Source organism: Kitasatospora acidiphila (assembly GCF_006636205.1).
In the GTDB taxonomy this organism is placed as follows: Bacteria; Actinomycetota; Actinomycetes; order Streptomycetales; family Streptomycetaceae; genus Kitasatospora; species Kitasatospora acidiphila.
In genome coordinates this window covers 5,028,904-5,045,180 of the sequence record NZ_VIGB01000003.1, presented here as the reverse complement: position 1 = coordinate 5,045,180, position 16,277 = coordinate 5,028,904, and the positions used below count along the sequence as shown (strand labels likewise).

General features: G+C 73.4%; 14 protein-coding genes. 6 read left to right on the top strand and 8 right to left on the bottom strand.

All coding sequences use genetic code 11. The features are described 5' to 3' along the window. Positions 1-11 precede the first annotated feature (11 nt). Both E6W39_RS23840 and E6W39_RS23835 read left to right on the top strand, forming a co-directional pair. A complete protein-coding gene (locus E6W39_RS23840; protein WP_141635259.1) occupies positions 12-542 on the top strand; it encodes an SMI1/KNR4 family protein in 531 nt (176 codons plus the stop codon). Positions 543-659: 117 nt separating this feature from the next. After that, positions 660-1,418: a VOC family protein gene (locus E6W39_RS23835; RefSeq protein WP_228718328.1), complete on the top strand. Its 759-nt coding sequence runs from the start codon at positions 660-662 to the stop codon at positions 1,416-1,418. 93 nt (positions 1,419-1,511) lie between these two features. Here the strand turns inward: E6W39_RS23835 and E6W39_RS43090 are convergent, their stop codons facing one another. The 6 genes from E6W39_RS43090 to E6W39_RS23810 all read right to left on the bottom strand — a co-directional run bounded on the left by E6W39_RS43090 (position 1,512) and on the right by E6W39_RS23810 (position 10,554). Continuing rightward, positions 1,512-3,023: a C40 family peptidase gene (locus tag E6W39_RS43090; protein ID WP_141635257.1), complete on the bottom strand. Its 1,512-nt coding sequence runs from the start codon at positions 3,021-3,023 to the stop codon at positions 1,512-1,514. A gap of 143 nt (positions 3,024-3,166) precedes the next feature. Beyond that, a complete protein-coding gene (locus tag E6W39_RS41955) occupies positions 3,167-3,418 on the bottom strand; it encodes a hypothetical protein (protein WP_228718327.1) in 252 nt (83 codons plus the stop codon). Continuing rightward, positions 3,385-4,119: a hypothetical protein gene (locus tag E6W39_RS23825; RefSeq protein ID WP_228718326.1), complete on the bottom strand. Its 735-nt coding sequence runs from the start codon at positions 4,117-4,119 to the stop codon at positions 3,385-3,387. Before E6W39_RS23825 ends, E6W39_RS41955 begins: the two co-directional genes overlap by 34 nt. Positions 4,120-4,175: 56 nt before the next feature. Continuing rightward, a complete protein-coding gene (locus tag E6W39_RS23820; protein ID WP_228718325.1) occupies positions 4,176-6,083 on the bottom strand; it encodes a threonine/serine exporter family protein in 1,908 nt (635 codons plus the stop codon). A 200-nt stretch (positions 6,084-6,283) separates the two neighbouring features. Next, positions 6,284-8,659, bottom strand: coding sequence for a tetratricopeptide repeat protein (locus E6W39_RS23815; protein ID WP_141635256.1), 2,376 nt, complete (start codon positions 8,657-8,659; stop codon positions 6,284-6,286). Continuing rightward, positions 8,656-10,554, bottom strand: a complete 1,899-nt coding sequence (locus tag E6W39_RS23810) for an ATP-binding protein (protein ID WP_141635255.1) — start codon at positions 10,552-10,554, stop codon at positions 8,656-8,658. Before E6W39_RS23810 ends, E6W39_RS23815 begins: the two co-directional genes overlap by 4 nt. Before the next feature lie 245 nt (positions 10,555-10,799). On the opposite strand from E6W39_RS23810, the gene E6W39_RS23805 reads away from it, so the two are divergent. Next, positions 10,800-11,099, top strand: a complete 300-nt coding sequence (locus E6W39_RS23805) for a hypothetical protein (protein WP_141635254.1) — start codon at positions 10,800-10,802, stop codon at positions 11,097-11,099. Positions 11,100-11,138: 39 nt separating this feature from the next. On the opposite strand, the gene E6W39_RS23800 is transcribed toward E6W39_RS23805, so the two are convergent. Further along, a complete protein-coding gene (locus E6W39_RS23800; protein ID WP_141635253.1) occupies positions 11,139-12,326 on the bottom strand; it encodes a TetR/AcrR family transcriptional regulator in 1,188 nt (395 codons plus the stop codon). A 240-nt stretch (positions 12,327-12,566) separates the two neighbouring features. Here E6W39_RS23800 and E6W39_RS23795 point away from each other — a divergent pair, with 240 nt between their 5' ends. Next, complete coding sequence (locus E6W39_RS23795) at positions 12,567-13,724, top strand: acyl-CoA dehydrogenase family protein (protein ID WP_141635252.1); 1,158 nt, start codon at positions 12,567-12,569, stop codon at positions 13,722-13,724. Positions 13,725-13,976: 252 nt separating this feature from the next. On the opposite strand, the gene E6W39_RS23790 is transcribed toward E6W39_RS23795, so the two are convergent. Beyond that, complete coding sequence (locus E6W39_RS23790) at positions 13,977-14,240, bottom strand: hypothetical protein (protein WP_141635251.1); 264 nt, start codon at positions 14,238-14,240, stop codon at positions 13,977-13,979. Positions 14,241-14,504: 264 nt separating this feature from the next. Here E6W39_RS23790 and tatA point away from each other — a divergent pair, with 264 nt between their 5' ends. Beyond that, positions 14,505-14,768 (top strand): Sec-independent protein translocase subunit TatA, encoded by a 264-nt coding sequence (tatA, locus tag E6W39_RS23785; protein WP_141635250.1) that lies wholly within the window; start codon positions 14,505-14,507, stop codon positions 14,766-14,768. A gap of 175 nt (positions 14,769-14,943) precedes the next feature. Continuing rightward, the gene (locus E6W39_RS23780; RefSeq protein WP_141635249.1) at positions 14,944-16,266 is read left to right on the top strand and encodes a hypothetical protein; all 1,323 of its coding nucleotides are present in this window, start codon (positions 14,944-14,946) and stop codon (positions 16,264-16,266) included. Positions 16,267-16,277 lie beyond the last annotated feature (11 nt).

The window sequence follows — 16,277 nt, the reverse complement described above, 5'->3', positions numbered from 1 at the left end:
AGCGTGTGCGCATGACGCTGACCGATGACCGCGGCTTCCCCGCCGCGCTCGCTGCCGCGTTGGCCGTCCCGTTCGAGGACGACGAGCACAGCTGGGTGGATTTCGAGCCCTACCCGGCCTTCGAGGCCGCCGAGGACACCGCCTGGTGGTTCCGGCTCTGGACGGGGAACAAGGAGGTGGACGGTGGCCAGTTCCGCGTCTTCGGTATGAACGGCGCCGGCGGGTACGCAGCGTTCTGGCTGGTCCGCCCGGGCCGGCCGGTCACCGAGCAGCCCGTGGTGTTCCTCGGTTCGGAGGGCGAAACCGGCGTGGTGGCACGGGACTTGGGCGACCTGCTGTGGCTGCTGGCCGGTGGCTACGGCCCTGCGGAGGCGGCCTGCCCGGACCCGTCCGGCGACTGGACCCCGCGCGCCAACCCCGAGATCACCGCCATCGCCGAGCGGTTCGCGCCGGACCGGCGCCGCTCCCCCGAGGCCGTGATCGAGGCGGCCGCCCGGGAGTTCCCCGACTTCGAGGACACCGTCTCCGAGCTCTGCCGCTGAACCCGTGTGCCGCGCGGGAGCACCGGATGGACCGCCGTCCGGTGGCGCCGGTGCCGGGGGCGGGTTTGGATGAGAAGCCCGCCCCCGAAAACGACGTCGAGAGGGACTGCGTTGAAGGTGACCGAAATCCTCCCCGGCTCGCCCTGCTGGGTGCAGCTGAGCACATCCGATCTGGCGGAATCCCAGCGGTTCTACGGCCGGCTGTTCGGCTGGACCGCCACCGCCCAGGACCCCCAGTACGGCGGCTACACGATCTTCTCCCTGGACGGCGCCCCCGCTGCGGCCGTCGCCCCGCTGATGAACCCGCAGCAGCCGGTGCAGTGGCTGCTCGCCTTCGCGACCCCCAGCGCCGACGAGGTCTCCGACGCCGCCAAGGCGGCCGGCGCCCAGCTCTGGATGGGCCCGATGGACGTCGGCCCGCTGGGCCGCTGGGCCCTGCTCAGCGACCCGACCGGCGCGCCGTTCACGCTGTGGCAGGCCGGGCAGTTCGCCGGCTTCGGTGTGGCGGACGAGCCGAACGCCTTCGGCTGGATCGACCTCGCCACCCGGAACCGGGACGCCGCAGTGGCCTTCTACAAGAGCGTCTTCGGCTGGGAGGTCACGCCGAGCGAGCAGTACCCGATGGTGGGCCTGGCCGGAAAGATGTTCGGCGGCGTCATGGAGATGGGCACCATGTTCCCGCCGGAGGTCCCCTCGCACTGGACCCCGTTCTTCATGGTCCGCGACGTGGACGCCGCCGCCGGTAGCGCCTCGAAGCTCGGCGCCGAGATCATGCACGGCCCGGTGGACGTGGAGATGGAGAACGGCCCCAGGATCGCGGTCATCCGCGACCCGCAGGGTGCCGCCTTCGGCGTCTTCGCCCCGCGCAACGGCTAGCCGCACCGCAGCTGTCGGGGTCGCGCCGCACGCACGGCGCGGCCCCGACGGCTGCCGGGCGCCAGTCGCCGCCGGGTTCAGGACCGATCCGGTTCAGGGCCGGGCGAAGTAGGTGGGCCCGCCCATCACCCAGAGGCCGGTCTGCTCGATCGTGCCGCCGGGGTGGGGCGCCATGATGACCTGATCGTCACCCAGGTAGATCGCCACGTGGTAGATGTCGGCGGGCTTGCCGGTGTGCGACCAGAAGACCAGGTCGCCGGGGCGCAGCTGGTGGTAGGTCACGGGGGTGGACTCGGCGTACTGGTCGGCCGCGAAGTGGGTGAGCCGGCGGCCGCTCTGCTGCCAGGCGAGCTTGGTCAGGCCCGAGCAGTCGTAGCCGCCCGGCCCCTCGCCGCCCCAGACGTACGGCAGACCCAGGCGGGCCCGCGCATAGGCGGCAGCCACCTGGCCACCCGACTCGGACGAGGGCGCGGGCGGCGGCGGTGCGGCCTGCTGGGACTGGTCCGGCGCGTCCCCATCGGACTGCTGCGCGGCCTTCTCGGCGGCGGCCTTGTCCGCAGCGGCCTTGTCGGCGGCCGCCTTGTCAGCGGCGGCCTTCTCAGCCGCTGCCTTCTCCGCGGCGGCCTTCTCGGCTGCCGCCTTCTCCGCGGCGAGCGCTGCCGCCTTGGCCGCCGCCTCGGCCTGCTGCGCGGCGATCGCCTCCAGGGCGGCCTGCCGGCGCCGCTCCAGCTCCACGGTGGTGTTGCGGGCGGCGGCCAGTTCGCCGAGCAGGCGTTCCCGGCGCTCGCCCAGTTCGGCGACGGTCTGCTGGTGGGCCGTCAGCTGGGCCTCGGCCGCGGCCTTGGCCCGGGCGACCGCGCCGGCCGCCCGCTCGGCCGCGGCGGCGTCGGCCTGGGCGGCGCGCTGCGCGTCGGCGGCGGCCCGGGCGGTGCTGGTGGCCTCGTCCAGGATCTGCCGGGTGGTGCGGCCGGCGGCACCCACCGCGGCGGACTGTTCAGCGGCGGCGCGGGGGCCGCGCACGGCGAACAGGTCGTTGAAGGCGGAGAGCTCGGGGGTGGCGCCGGTGCGGTAGGTGGCGGCGGCCAGCGCGGCGGCCTGCTCGGCGGCGTCGATGCGGACCGACTCGGCGGTGGCGGCGCGGGCGGCGGCAGCGGCCGATGCGGCGCGGGCCCGGGTGAGCCTGGCTTGGGCGCCGTTGTAGGCCTCGACGGCCTGTTCGGCGCGCTGTCCGGCCCGCTCGAGTTCGGTGCGGGCGTCGGCCAGCTTGGCCTCGATGGCGTTCGCGGCGGCGGCCCGCCGGGCGGCGGCGGCCCGGGCCCGGTCGATGTCGCCGGTGCTGGGGTACGCCTGGCCGTTCGGCTGCGGCGGGTCGTCGGTGGGCGCGGCGGCCAGAACGTGCAGGGCGGGCAGGGCGGGCAGGGCGGGCAGGGCCGGCGGGGCGGCCCGGAAGGGGGCCGGCGACGACAGGGCGGCCGGGCGAGCGGTGGCCGGTGGGGCCAGTACCGTCCCGCTGACCAGCAGGACCAGGGCGAGCAGCGGGGCCGTGCGGCAGCGCCGGGCGCGGATCCGGGCGAGCATCCGGCTGCGGTTCCGCGTGCGGATCATCCGTTCAGTGATCAATGAGTCATCCCATCGCGTAACTGTCCGGTCACTCGACGTAATATTCTCAAATCCGACGGATCATCAGCACCATGATCCCTGCGGCCATCCGGGTGAGATCGCGGAGGCAGTCGGCCCCGTACTCGGGGTCAGGGCCCGCGCCGGCGCGCGCTCCGCGCACGGTAGGAGCGGACCCGGCCGGCCTGCACGGTGCGGCGCCGCTGGTCGGCGGCGCGCTCGGCGGGTGCCGCGGCCGGGCGGTTGGCACGGTTCGGGTCGAGGTGCGCGGTGGCTCGGGCCGCCACCCGCTCGGCCATCCGATGGGTCACCGCGTGGTGCGCGGGCACCTTGTCGGGGGCGCCCGCGATCAGGTCGAAGAGCCACGTCCGGGCCCGGTCCACCCGGGCGTGCAGCAGCCGGTCCCGCCGCACCGCCCGGGCCCGCCGGCGCGGCCGGTCGCCGTACCGCCAGCGCGCCCAGGGCTGGACGGCCGGGCCAGCCGGACCGCCCCGATCCAGGACAGGCCGGGCACCATGATGCCGAGCAGCCCGGTCCACGCCTTGCCCTTGAGCAGCGCGACGATCGACATCAGCGCGTTGAAGGAGATGAGCCCGACCACGCCCCAGCGCCCCGACCCCTCGGCGCCGCCCGCCCCGGGCACCACCCCGAGCGGTACGAAGCCGATCAGCAGCAGGCCGGTGACCAGGATGCCCAGGATCACCGCGTCCACCGACTTGCGGCCCTCCTCCTTCCAGTAGACGTCCTCCAGGTGCAGGATCAGCGCGAACTCGTCCAGCACCAGGCCGCAGCCGATGCCGAAGAGCAGCCCGAACCAGTCGATCCACGGACGGCCGCCGTTGGTGGCGAACACCCCGATCCCGGCCACCAGCAGCGCGCCCACCCCGAACACCATGTGGTGGATGTGCAGCCCGCCGGGCGTGATGTTCCCGGGCCACCAGCGCACCTTGGCCCGGATCATCCGCACGCTGAACCTGATGAAGACGAACGAGCTGATGAACCCGGCCAGCAGCAGGAAGAGCGGCTGCTTGTGCGCGGCCACGATGTGCGTGCGGTATGCCTCCACCAGGCCGGCCAACTGCATCGGTGCTACGTCCTCGGGCTCGCGGTCATCGGCGTGCTGCCCCCTTCAACGGGCGATCAGAAGCCGCGGGTACGCTTCGCGGCCCGGCGCGGCCCGGTCAGGTACGGCACCAGGCGGCCCGCCACCTCGATCCCGCCGCTCGGCCCCGGCACCTTCATGAAGAGCCGGGCCACCTCGCCACCGAGGTTCACCCCGACCGCCAGCGCCATGGCCAGCGCGGCCGCCTTGCTTATCGACACCAGGCCGGGCGAGGGCTGCCCCTGCGCGAACGCGAGCATCCCCAGGTACAGCGCGGATCCGGGCATCAGCGGGCCGAGCGCGGCGGTGACGTAGGGCAGCGCCGAGGCGTACCGGTAACGGGCCATCAGCTGCCCGAACAGGCCGACCACGCCGGCCGCGATCCCGGTCGCCACGATCGGCGAGACCCCGCCGTTGTAGACCAGCACACCGTAGACCGTCCAGCCGATGCCGCCGTTGAGCGTGACCAGCGCCAGGGTGCGGCGGCTCGCCTGGAGCAGCATCGCGAAGAACAGCGTCAGCAGCATCGCGGCGACCAGCTGCACCGGCGGGTTGTAGTTGCCGACCAGCGACTCGCTGGGCCTCAGCTGGGCGTCGAAGCTGACTCCGGCATAGAGGATCAGCATCACGCCGATCACGATGCCCGCCACCAGGTAGACCACTTCCAGCAGGCGGGCGGCGGCGGTGATGTAGAAGCCGGTCAGGCCGTCCTGCACGGCGGCGACCAGCGCGCGTCCGGGCAGCAACGCGAACAGGCCACCGGTGACCACCACCGAACCGCGCAGCCCCGAGCTGTTCAGCGACAGGATGATGCCGAAGGTGGCGGCCGGCATCGCGGCCAGCACGAACTGGTAGAACTCCGGCAGCCCGCGGCCGGCCACCAGCGAGGCCAGCCGGTCGCCGATGATCGCGGCGACCACCGCGTTCACGAAGACCAGCCACGCCTTCGCGTCCACCCGGCCGCCGACCAGGAAGGTCGCGGCGCCCGCCAGCAGACCGGCGGTGAGCGACAGCACCCAGGCCGGGTACGGGTGCCGGTTGCGGCGGATCGCCGCGAGCCGGCGGTACGCGTCGTTGACGGTGACGTTGCCGCCGGTGATGTCGGCGACCAGTCGGTACACCGCCGCGAGTCGCGTGTAGTCGGAGGTGCGGCGGCGCACCACCCGGGCCGAGGTGACCGGTGCCTCCACCAGCGAGGGCTGGTAGGAGATCGAGATCAGGGTGAAGGTGACCTGCGGCTCGCAGCGGTCCAGCCCGTAGGCGTGGGTGACGCCGAGCATGGCGGCCTCCACGTCCTCCGCCGCCTCGCCGCTGGCCAGCAGCAGCTCGCCGATGCGCAGCGTCAGGTCGAAGATCCGGGGCACGTTGCGGGCGACGGACTCCGACTTGGCCAGGTGCGGCGCCCGCTCGGAGGCGGGGCGCTCGGACATCGGGGTGCGCAGCAGGGTGCGCATCCGGTCCGGCCAGGGCTCGGTGCCGCGCGGGCCCTGCTGCAGGATCGGGATCGCGCCGCTGGGCGGGTTGTAGCCGACGGCCCGCCAGACCTCCGGGGAGAGGGTGTCCTCGGAGCCGCCGCCGAACGCCTCGAAGGCGGCGAACTCGTCGGTGTCCACGAGCTCGGGCCGCTGCTCGACGGCGTCCTCGGGAGTCTCCTCGGTGATCTCCTCGACAGTCTCCTCGGTGATCTCCTCGACAGTCTCCCCGACAGTCTCCTCGGCGACGGACGGCAGCGGCTGCTCACCGGTGCGCTGACCCGGCGTCAGCAGCCCCTCGGTCTCCTGCGGCAGCGGGGCCAGCGGGATCAGCTGCACCTGGTCGGCCGGCGGTGCGGGGTTGGCGAGCAGGTTCTCGGTGGGCGGCGCCTGGGACGGCGGAACCGGCTCACCGCCCTTGCTGGCATTGCCGCCCCGCTGCTCGCTCCCACCCCGACGGCCCCGCTTAGGCACTGCTGCTGCTCCTGACTGCTGGTGATCTCCGGCTCCACCTTGCCCGACGCCAAGTCATGACGCATATGGACAAGTCGGCCGCTCCCGGCTACCGCGCGTACCGGACCGGCCATCCCGACGATACGACTACCGGGTGGTCGAACGCGATGCCGCGTCCCTACCGGTGGGGAGAATCACCGCAGCTCAGACGCCTTGGCGCCTCAGAGCCCGTAAAGCTGCACCGCCTCCTCGTGCCGGGCGGTGTCGACGCCGGCCGCCTTGGCCAGGTCGAGCCAGCTGAGCCGGTGCGGCCAGTCGACGGTCAGCGCCTCCAGCAGCGCGTCGGCTTCGGCCGCCGAGGCGGTGGGCGGCACGCCGATCGCCGCGTAGACGCCGGGCAGCGTGACCTCCCCGGCGACCGGGTCGGTGATCAGGTACTGCTCGCCGCTGTAGGCCCAGATCCCGAAGCCGCGCTCCCGAAGCCCGTGCCGCAGCGCCTCCCAGCCGGCCTCGCCAGGCCAGGCGCCGTCCACGAACCAGGTGGTGTAGCCCGCCGGGTCGAGCAGGGTCAGCAGCTCGAAGGTGGGCCGCCAGCGCTCCTTCTCCTGCTCCGGGGCGTCCTCGGCCGGGGCCGGCTCCAGCAGCTCGGGGCGGAACACCACCACGTCACCGTGGTTGAGCGCGATGTCCTCGCCGAGCACCGGCAGGATCCGCGCGGTGGCCGGGCCGGTGCGCACGGCCGGCAGGTCGGTCTGCGCGCCGTTGCCCCGCCGGGCCCGGACGATGACGTACTGCCACTCCTCGTCCACCGGACCGTCCGGCTGGTCGAACTCGATGCCGAGCAGGCGCCCGGTCCACCGGACCACCGGCCAGTCGCGGTTGGCGGTCGCCGCGGTGATCAACTGCCACAGGTCGGCCGGCTGCACGGTGCGGTGCGGCTGGTCGAGCGGGGTCTCCTCGGGGGACTGCGAGTGCTCGATCAGATCCTGGTAGAACTGCTGGGCCGCGGCGTGGTCGCCCAGCTCGGTGGCGGCGGCAGCGGCCATCCGGCGCGGGTTGAGCCGGTCCGGGTGCGCGCTCAGCAGCGCCCTGCACTGCTCCAGCACCTCCGGCCAGCGGCTCTGGGCCATCGCCCAGCGGGCCCGCAGCCAGTGCCCCTGCGGCGAGCCGGCGGCGGCGACCCGGTCGGCCAGCCGGCGGATCCCGTCGCCGTCCCGGGCCTCGATCAGCACCGAGCCGAGCATGCCCACCAAGTCCTGGTGGTCCGGGTCCTGGTCCAGTCGGGCCCAGAGCAGCCCGGCGGAGGCCTGCTCATGGCCGAGCGAGGCGAGCAGTCCGGCCAGGCTCAGCAGCAGGTCGGTCGCGGCGGGCGGCGGCAACGCGTCGTCAGCCGCCGCCCAGGCCGCGGCCAGCAGTTCAAGGTCGGCCTCCGGGTCCGCCGGCGCGGCCTCGTCCCGGGCGGCGAGGTGGACCAGCAGCTCGGCGGCCGGCACCGGCAGCTCGGCCACCGGCAGGGCCAGCGCCGCCGCCCGCAGCTCGGCCAGCCGGTCGGCCACCGGGCCGGTGCGGCGCAGCAGCGCCAGCTTGCGCTCCCCGGTGGCGGCCAGCGCCAGCGCCACCTCGCGGGCGCCGCGCCGCACGGCGATTCGGCCCGCCGTCAGGGCCAGGTCCAGGCAGGGGCGGTGCGAGCCGGCCGCGTCCAGGTAGGAGACCCAGCGAGCCAGCCGGGCGCCCAGCAGGGCGTCGTTGGGGTACCGGTCGGCGGCGGTCAGCAGGTCGACGGCCTCGGCCCAGCGGTGCCGGACGTCGGCGAACTCGTCCGCCTCGGCGGCGTCGGGCAGCTCGGCCAGCGCCTCGTCGAGCCGGCCCAGGTGGGCCAGCAGCCGGGCCCGGATCACGCCGCACTTGCGCCGGTCGTCGTCGTCCAGGCTGTGCCCGGCCTTGGTGTACGCCTGCTCGGCGGCGACCAGCGAGTCCAGCGCCTCCTGGTGCCGGCCGAGCCGGTGGAGGGCGGAGGCGCGGGCGTGGCCGAAGGAGAGCGAGACCGTCTCGCCGGCCGCCTGGATCCGGGCCTGGGCGCGGTCCAGGTGGGCCAGGGCGGCATCGGCCCGGCCGTCGTCCTCCAGGGTGTCGGCGTACTCCCGGGAGAGGCAGTCGAAGCAGGCCCGGGCCGGCTCGACCCGCTCCAGCGCCTCCTCCAGCACCGCCAGCCGCTCCGGCACGTACCCGGGACCGTCGATGTTGGCGTGGCAGATGGTGAAGTCCTGCACCGCGCAGACCGACTGCGGGCAGCCGGCGGTCTCCTCGCGGTGGGCGAACTCCAGCAGCGAGACCGCCTCGGCCATCGCCCGCTCGCCCTGGTGGCGCTTGTTCAGCAGGTTCTGCAGCCGCCAGTGCCGAAGGAAGACCTCGACCCACGGCAGGTTGAGCGCGCGGGCCGAGGCCAGCGCCTCCGGATACATCGCGTCGAGCTGGTCGTTGCGGCCGTCGACGGCATGGCCGGCGATCTCCACCAGCGCCGTGGCCAGCCGGTGCTGGCCGCCCTCGACCAGCCGGGTGTGGGTCTCGTAGACCCAGTCCCAGATGTCAGTGGTCATCGCTCGTCCTCCCCGCCGTCGTCCTGCGGGAACAGTGTGCCCACGTCCACTGACAGTCCCTCAGCCGGGGCGGTCAGCGCGGCCACGGCGGTGCCGATGCCGGCCAGTGCGGCGGTCAGGTCGTCGCCGGCCCGGGCGTCCGAGGCGGCGGCCGCCATGATCACCTTGACCGAGCGGAGCAGTCCGGCGGCGGTGGCGGCCCCGGTGTGGCCGGCCCGGTAGGCGCGCAGCAGGTCGCGCACGGCGGGCGCGTCGGTGTTGAGGTAGAGCCGGGCCCGCACGCTGCCGTCGGTGCGGGCGGTGAACGCCCGGGCCAGGCGCAGCGCGGCGGACGGGATCCGGGCGTCGGCCTGGTCGTCCTCGATCCGGGCCTTCAGCTCGGCCTCCCGGTCCGGGACCAGCACCAGCGGCAGGCCCGGCGGGTCGAACCTGGCCGGCACCAGCTGCTCGCCCTCGTCGGCGAGCGCGGCGGCCAGCCAGCCGGCCTCCTCGGGCGCCAGCGGGGTCTGCGGGTCGCGGAACAGCTCCCGGTTGCCGCTCTCGCTGCCGAGTTCGACGATCCGGCAGTCGCGCAGCTGCGCGTAGCGGCGCAGGAACGGCAGCACGGCGTAGCGGTCGCCGCGCGCGATCGGCACCCGCATGGCGCGGTAGAGCATCTCCTCGAAGCCGCCGCCGGAGCCCAGCGCGACGTGCACCGCGCCGCCGCCGGCCGCGCGCAGCGCGCCCGCCGTCAGGTCCCCCTGCGAGGTGGGCACCGGCACGTCGTCGGCGAGCAGGGTGAAGAGCCGGTCGTCGCAGAGCGCGGCGCCGAGCAGTTCCTGGCCGTGCCGGGCCAGGATGCGGCGCCAGGCGGCCGGGTGCAGGCGCGCCGTCTCGTAGAGGCCGTTGACGATGGCGTCGGCGAGGGTCTGCTGGAGGGCCCGGTAGTGCTCGTCGCGCTGCAGGTCCTCGCGGCTGGCGGTGGGGGTGAGCCGGTTGGACTCGACGACGCCGCCGATGAACCCGGCCCAGCTGGGCAGCAGGTCGCGGGCGTCCTCGGCGAGCAGCATGCCGCGCAGGTAGACGGCCAGGTCGCGGTTGTCGCTGCTGCCGTAGGTGCCGCCGTCCTGCACCCAGAGCAGGCCGGCGGCGTCGGTCTGCTCGGTCGGCTCGACGGGAAAGGCCGTCAGCGGTTCGAAGCGGCGGCCGAAGGCGGTGGCGAAGGCCATCCGGGCGGCGTGCTGCTCGCCGGCGGGCAACGCCTCGCGCCAGGGCACCGGGACCGCGTTGACCGGGTGCTCGTCGTCACCGACGTGCACCGGGACGCCGAGCAGCACGCAGTAGCGGGCCAGCACGTCGCGCAGCACCTCCTCGTCGGCGAGGTGGGCGTGCTCGGGCTTCAGGGTCAGTTCGACCACGGTGCCGGGCTGCGGGCGGGGCGGCACCGGGTCGACGCTGTACTGCTCGCCGCCGCGGCTGCGGTAGCGGTGGCCGAGCTCGGGGGCGCGGTGCGAGGTGGTGGTGACGGTGACCTCGTCGGCCACCGAGAAGGCGGAGAGGAAGCCCAGGCCGAACGCGCCGATCAGGTCCTCGTTGCCGGTGAGGTCCCGCAGCAGCCGGGTGTAGCCGGTGCCGACGGTCGCCAGGTAGGCGTGGATCTCCGGTTCGGTGAGGCCGGCGCCGGTGTCCTCGATGGCGACGGTGCGCCGGACCGGGTCGCCGCTGACCCGGATCACGGCCCGGTGGGCGCCCGCCGGGTCCTCCAGGCGGCGCCGGGTGTGCGAGTCGTGGGCGTTCTGGACGAGTTCGCGCAGGGCGACCAGCGGCGTGGAGTAGAGGTGGGTGGCGAGGACGCTCACCAGTCCGCCGAGATCGACCTCGGTGGTGCGCAGGTTCTCGTGACCTTCTTCAGACATGAGGCCCCAGTCTGCCAGTCTGACAATCGCCGGACCACCGGGTTTGCCCTTGCCGGGCCTAAACCTGACGCAGTGGGATTTCCGGGTGTTATGACCCCTTTGAGGGATTCGGTCCTCGATTCCTGGCTCCAAAGGTCGACGGCGAGGGAAGCTTTCTGCGCGACGCCACAACCAGCGGCGCACCCGGGGCGGCCACCCCGCGGGCGCCAACTCGCAGCATTACCAGAACTCCTAGGGAGACCATCGTGTCCCGTACCCGGGCTCTCGCCGCCGCCACAGCGCTCGGCGCCTTCCTGCTGATCGGTGCCGGCAGCGCCCAGGCCGCCGACAACGGCGCCGTCGCCGGCAACGGCTCCAACAGCAGCATCGTCAGCAACTGGGGCTCCGGCAACATCGTCGGCAGCGTGGCCGGCAACAGCAACAGCGGGCTGCAGGTGGCCACCGGCTCCGGCGCCAGCAACCAGACCAACACCACCCTGGTGGCCGGCAACGGGGGCAACGTCGGTACGCAGCAGGGCAATGTGAACCAGGTGCACAACGGCTGATCCGCGCATCGGGGCGGGCCCTGCCGAGGGCCCGCCCCGTCAGGCCGTCCCCGGCAGCCCCAGCACGGTGCCGGCCAACTGCGCCAGCCCCGGCGCCGGTTGGCCGGTCCGCCGCCAAGCCGGGTGCCGCACCCCGTCGTTGACCAGGGCGAACATGGCGTGCACCCGGATCCGGGCCTCGGCCTTGTCGTACTCCGGGCGTACCTGCCGCAGCAGGTCGACCCAGAGCCGCAGGAAGTCCCGGCGGAAGTCCACCGCCCGGGTGCGGTCCGGCTCGGCCAGCCGCTCGGTCTCGCTGACCATCGCGCCGAGGTAGTGGTGGTGCCGGCGGGCGAAGTCGACGTAGGCGGCGAGGCCGTTCACCAGCATGGCGGTCGGCTCACCCGGCCCGGTCAGGGTGCCAGCCACCTCGTGCCACAGCCGCTCCCGGCAGCGGACCAGGGCGGCGGCCAGCAGGTCGACCTTGGTCGGAAAGTGCTTGTAGAGGCTGGGCCCGGCGATGCCGACCGCCGCACCGATCCGGTCGGTGCTGACGTTGTCGAAGCCGCGCTCGTCGAAGAGCCGCACGGCGGCGGCCAGCAGCTCCTCGCGGCGCCCGACCGGCTCGTCTTCGTCAACTCGTCTCTTGCTCCTGACATCTGACGCTGTGTCGACTTGTGCATCGAGCACGCCGCACAGCAGCCCCGAGAGCAGCTGTTCGAACCGCCGGCGCGGCGGGGCGAAGGTGTGGTACGACAGGCTGCCGCCCACCGAGAGCGCCGACCAGAGCAGCAACTCGGCCTCACTCGTGGCGAGTTCCGCGCGGGCCGCGCGCAGCTGCCCCGCTCCGGAGCGGACCGTGGCGCACAACTGGCGGCGCAGTTCCGAGCGTTGGGCGGCCGGCAGCAGTCGGGCGTCGCGCTGGCAGAGCGTGCCCAGCGCCCGCTGGTCCAGCGCCACGGCGGCCAGCGCCTCGGCGAGCGCCACCGGTCCGCGCTCCGGCCGCGTCCCGGCGGCGGTGACCGCCCGGTCCAGTTCGTCCAGGCCGCCGCGCACCGCCTGGCGCAGCAGCTCGGGCTTGCCCCGGTAGTGCCGGTAGAGCGCGGGGGCGGTGATGCCGACGGCGGCCGCCACCTCGGCCATCGCCACCTGGTGGTAGCCGCGCCGATGGAACTGCTCCGCGGCCGCCAGCAGGATCTGGGTGCGGCGCCCGCGCGGCCGGCGTACCACCGCCGCCTCCCGGTCCATCCGCGCTCGCCTCCTCCGCCCTGCGGGCCTGTGGCTAGCAATGATTCACAAAAAGTCGACCCAGGTCCACTGCCACGGGCCCCGGGGGCGGGTGGAACCGGTCACCCAAGGCACGCGCCCACCCTGGACAGCAAAGCTACTGAGGATTAACTTAGGCCGCGTTAAACCCGGCATCCGGGAGCGCGGCCGCAGCCCCGACCGGCCCCGCCGGGCAGGCCCCTGTGCGAAGGGAGCGCCGTCGTGCGCCGCACTGTGTACAACGAGGACCACGAGGCGTTCCGGGCGACGATCCGGGACTTCATCTCCAAGGAGGTCGTCCCGGTCTACGAGACCTGGGAGAAGGACGGCCACCCGCCGCGCAGCTTCTACAACAAGCTCGCCGAGCTGGGCGTGTTCGGCATCGAGGTGCCGGAGGAATACGGCGGCGCGGGCGAGACGGGCTTCAAGTACCAGGCCGTGCTCATGGAGGAGACCGCCCGGGCCGGCGTCAGCTTCGGCTCGTCGGGCGTGCACACCGGCCTGGTGCTGCCGTACCTGCTGGAGTACGCCAACGAGGAGCAGAAGCAGCGCTGGCTGCCCGGCTTCATCTCCGGCGAGATCATGACCGCGATCGCCATGACCGAGCCCGGCACCGGCTCCGACCTGGCCGGCATCACCACCACCGCCAAGCTCTCCGAGGACGGCACGCACTACGTCCTCAACGGCGCCAAGACCTTCATCACCGGCGGCGTGCTGGCCGACCTGGTCCTGGTGGTCGCCCGGACCAGCCCGTACGACCCGGCCAACCGCCGCGCCGGCCTCTCCATCCTCTGCGTGGACACCAAGTCCGAGGGCTACACCGTCGGCCGCAAGCTGGAGAAGATCGGCCTGCGCACCTCGGACACCGCCGAACTCGCCTTCGCGGACGTCAAGGTGCCGGTCGCCGACCTGCTCGGCGAGGAGGGCAAGGCGTTCAGCTACCTGACCCACAACCTGGTGCAGGAGCGCCTGGCGATCGCGGTCAGCGGCTACGCGGTGGCCGCCGCGGCGGTCAACTTCGCACTGCAGTACGTCAAGGACCGCAAGGTCTTCGGCCAGGCGGTGGCCGAGTTCCAGAACACCAAGTTCGTGCTGGCCGAGTGCAAGACCCAGGTCACCGCGATGCAGGCGCTCGTGGACCAGGCCCTGGAGCTGTACCAGGAGGGCGAGTTGACGGTGGCCGACGCCGCCGAGGCGAAGCTCTTCACCACCGAGGCCGCCTCCGCGGTGGTCGACAAGTGCCTCCAGCTGCACGGCGGTTACGGCTACATCCTGGAGTACCCGATCGCGCGCCTGTACGCCGACAACCGGGTGTTCCGGATCTACGGCGGCACCAGCGAGGTCATGAAGACCATCATCGCCAAGTCGCTCGGGCTGTAAGGCCCTGCGGTAGCGCTCCGAGGCCCCGGGCGTCCAATGCCCGGGGCCTTTGGGCCGTCCAGCCCCGCCGCACCCGCCACTGGCGGCGCGGGCGAGCTGGTGGAGCCGTCGGGAGGAGCTGCGCGGAAGCGCCGCGCGGCCATGCGGCGAACCGGCCGACCGTCGCCGAGGCGCCGGCCCATGCGGTGCCGCGGCACCCCGGTCAGCAAGCCGCTCACCGGCCGGCGCGCCCCGCCGAGGACCAGCCGGGGACTAGTTGGACGCGGCCGCGCTGCGCCAGGCGTCCAGTCCGGCCTGCGAGGCGGCCTTGGCCTGCGTCAGCGCCCGGGAGGCCCGCTCGGCGGGGGCGGTCTCCAGCTGCCGGAGCCAGCTCCGCCCCGCCGCCGCGAGCGCCGAGAAAATCATGATCGTGCCCACCGTGGCGGCGGCCGCGCCCACCGCGCCGAGCACCATGCCGGCGCCGATCAGCTGCCGGTTGGGCTGGAATCCCATGGAGATCTTCTGGGTGTTCGTCATGTGACCCACCATCGGGCCTGCGCCACGCCCCCGCACCTCGGACGGGTCCGACCGGGGTGCCGGCCCGGGCGCGGCGCAGGCCCGAAGTGTGGTGCAGACCACGACGCGCCCGAAACCCGCCGCAGCCTACTCCGTCACCGCCTCTTTGACCGCCGTTTCCCGAGCGGTGTATACGTTCCGGCTCCGGGTTAGGCATACTTGCAGAGCCGGGCGGCCCGCCCGGCTCTGCAACGGCGAGTAAACCGAAGGGACCGGTGGTCAGGGATGTTCCGCAACGGTCTGGAGCCCTGGCACCTCCTGGTGGTGCTGGTCGTCATCATCCTGCTGTTCGGCTCGAAGAAGCTGCCTGAGATGGCGCGCGGGCTGGGCAAGTCGATGCGCATCCTGAAGGCCGAGACCAAGGCCATGCGCGAGGACGGCGCGGACTCCGACGGGACCGCCAAGTCGACGGCCGGCGACCGCCCGGCCGTGGAGCGGGTCAACGTCACCAAGGCCGAGGACGCCGTGGCCAAGGACAACATCACCTGAGACCCCCGGTCCAGGCCCGTTCCCGGGCCATCACGAGCCCCTGGCCCGTCCTACCCGACGGACCGCCAGGGGCTTCGTCGTGCCCGCGATGCGCACGGAGCAAGCGGCCTGCCCGGTACACCCGAACGTGACATCTCGAGTCGCTGTCCGTTTTATCCTGATATCTGCTTATCTGGTGACCGACCATCCGCTCGACCAGCCACCTTCTGAGCCCCCTGAGGACCGCGACGCCGAGCTCGCGGAGCTACACGGCCGGATCGCACAGCTCGAGCAGCGCCCCCGCCATCGGTTCCGCCTGCTGAGCCTGCTCTCCGTGGTGCTCATCATCCTGGCGACCGTACTGACCCCGGCCTCGGTGGCCGCCGCCTGGGCCCGCTCGACGCTCACCGACACCGACCGCTACGTGGCCACCATGGCCCCGCTGGCCCGCGACCCGGCCGTGCAGGCAGCCGTCACCGACCGGGTGACCACCCAGATCGTCGACGCGCTGCCGATCGGCACCCTGCTCGGCCTGGTGCCGACGACCGACCGGCCGCTCCTCCAGCAACTGGTGAACTCCGCCGGGAGCGCGGTGACCAGCGCGATCACCTCGCTGGTGCACGACCAGGTGGCGGGCGCGGTGGCCAGCGACCAGTTCGCCGCGCTGTGGGAGCAGATCAACCGGTCCGCCCACGACTCCCTGAACCGCGCGCTCACCGGCCAGGGCGGCGGCGCCGTGAAGATCACGGACAACACCGTGGCCCTCGACCTGGCACCGGTGATCGACCAGGCGAAGAGCCGGCTGGTGGCCAACGGCCTGAGCGTCGCCTCGAAGATCCCCACCGTGCACACCGACTACGTGCTGATCGAGTCGGAGAGCATCGGCACGATCCGGACCTGGCTGCGCCTGCTCGACGTGTTCGGATTCTGGTTGCCGGTGCTCACCGTGCTGCTGGCCGTGGGCGGGGTACTCGCGGCCGTCCGGCGCCGGCGGGCGACCGTGACCGCCGCGCTCGCCATGGCGGCCGGGGCCGCGGTGCTGAGCATCGGGCTGTCCGTGTTCCGGCCGGTCTACCTGGACCACCTGCCCGCCGACGTCAATCAGGCCGCGGCCCACGCCGTCTATGACAGGTTGACGCACTACCTGCGCGGTGGCGTCCGCCTGGTGGTGGTGCTCGGCATCCTGGTCGCGCTGGGCGCCTGGGTGAGCGGTACCGGGCGCTGGGCGCGCGCGGTGCGCACCCTCTGGCAGGCCGGGATCGACGCGGTCCGGCGGGCCGCCGAGCGGCTCGGCATGCGGCTGGGGCCGGTCGGGCGGTTCGTCCACCGGTTCAAGCTGTGGCTGAACTGGGCAGCCGTGGTGATCGCGACGGTCGTACTGGTGACCTGGAGCTATCCGACCGACATGGTGGTGATCTGGCTGACCGTGGCGCTGCTCGCCGTGCTGGCAGTGGTGGAGTTCCTGGACGAGCCCGGGGAGCCTGTCACATCCGACGCGGCCGCTCCGTCCCCTGGTTGACGGCGCCGCCC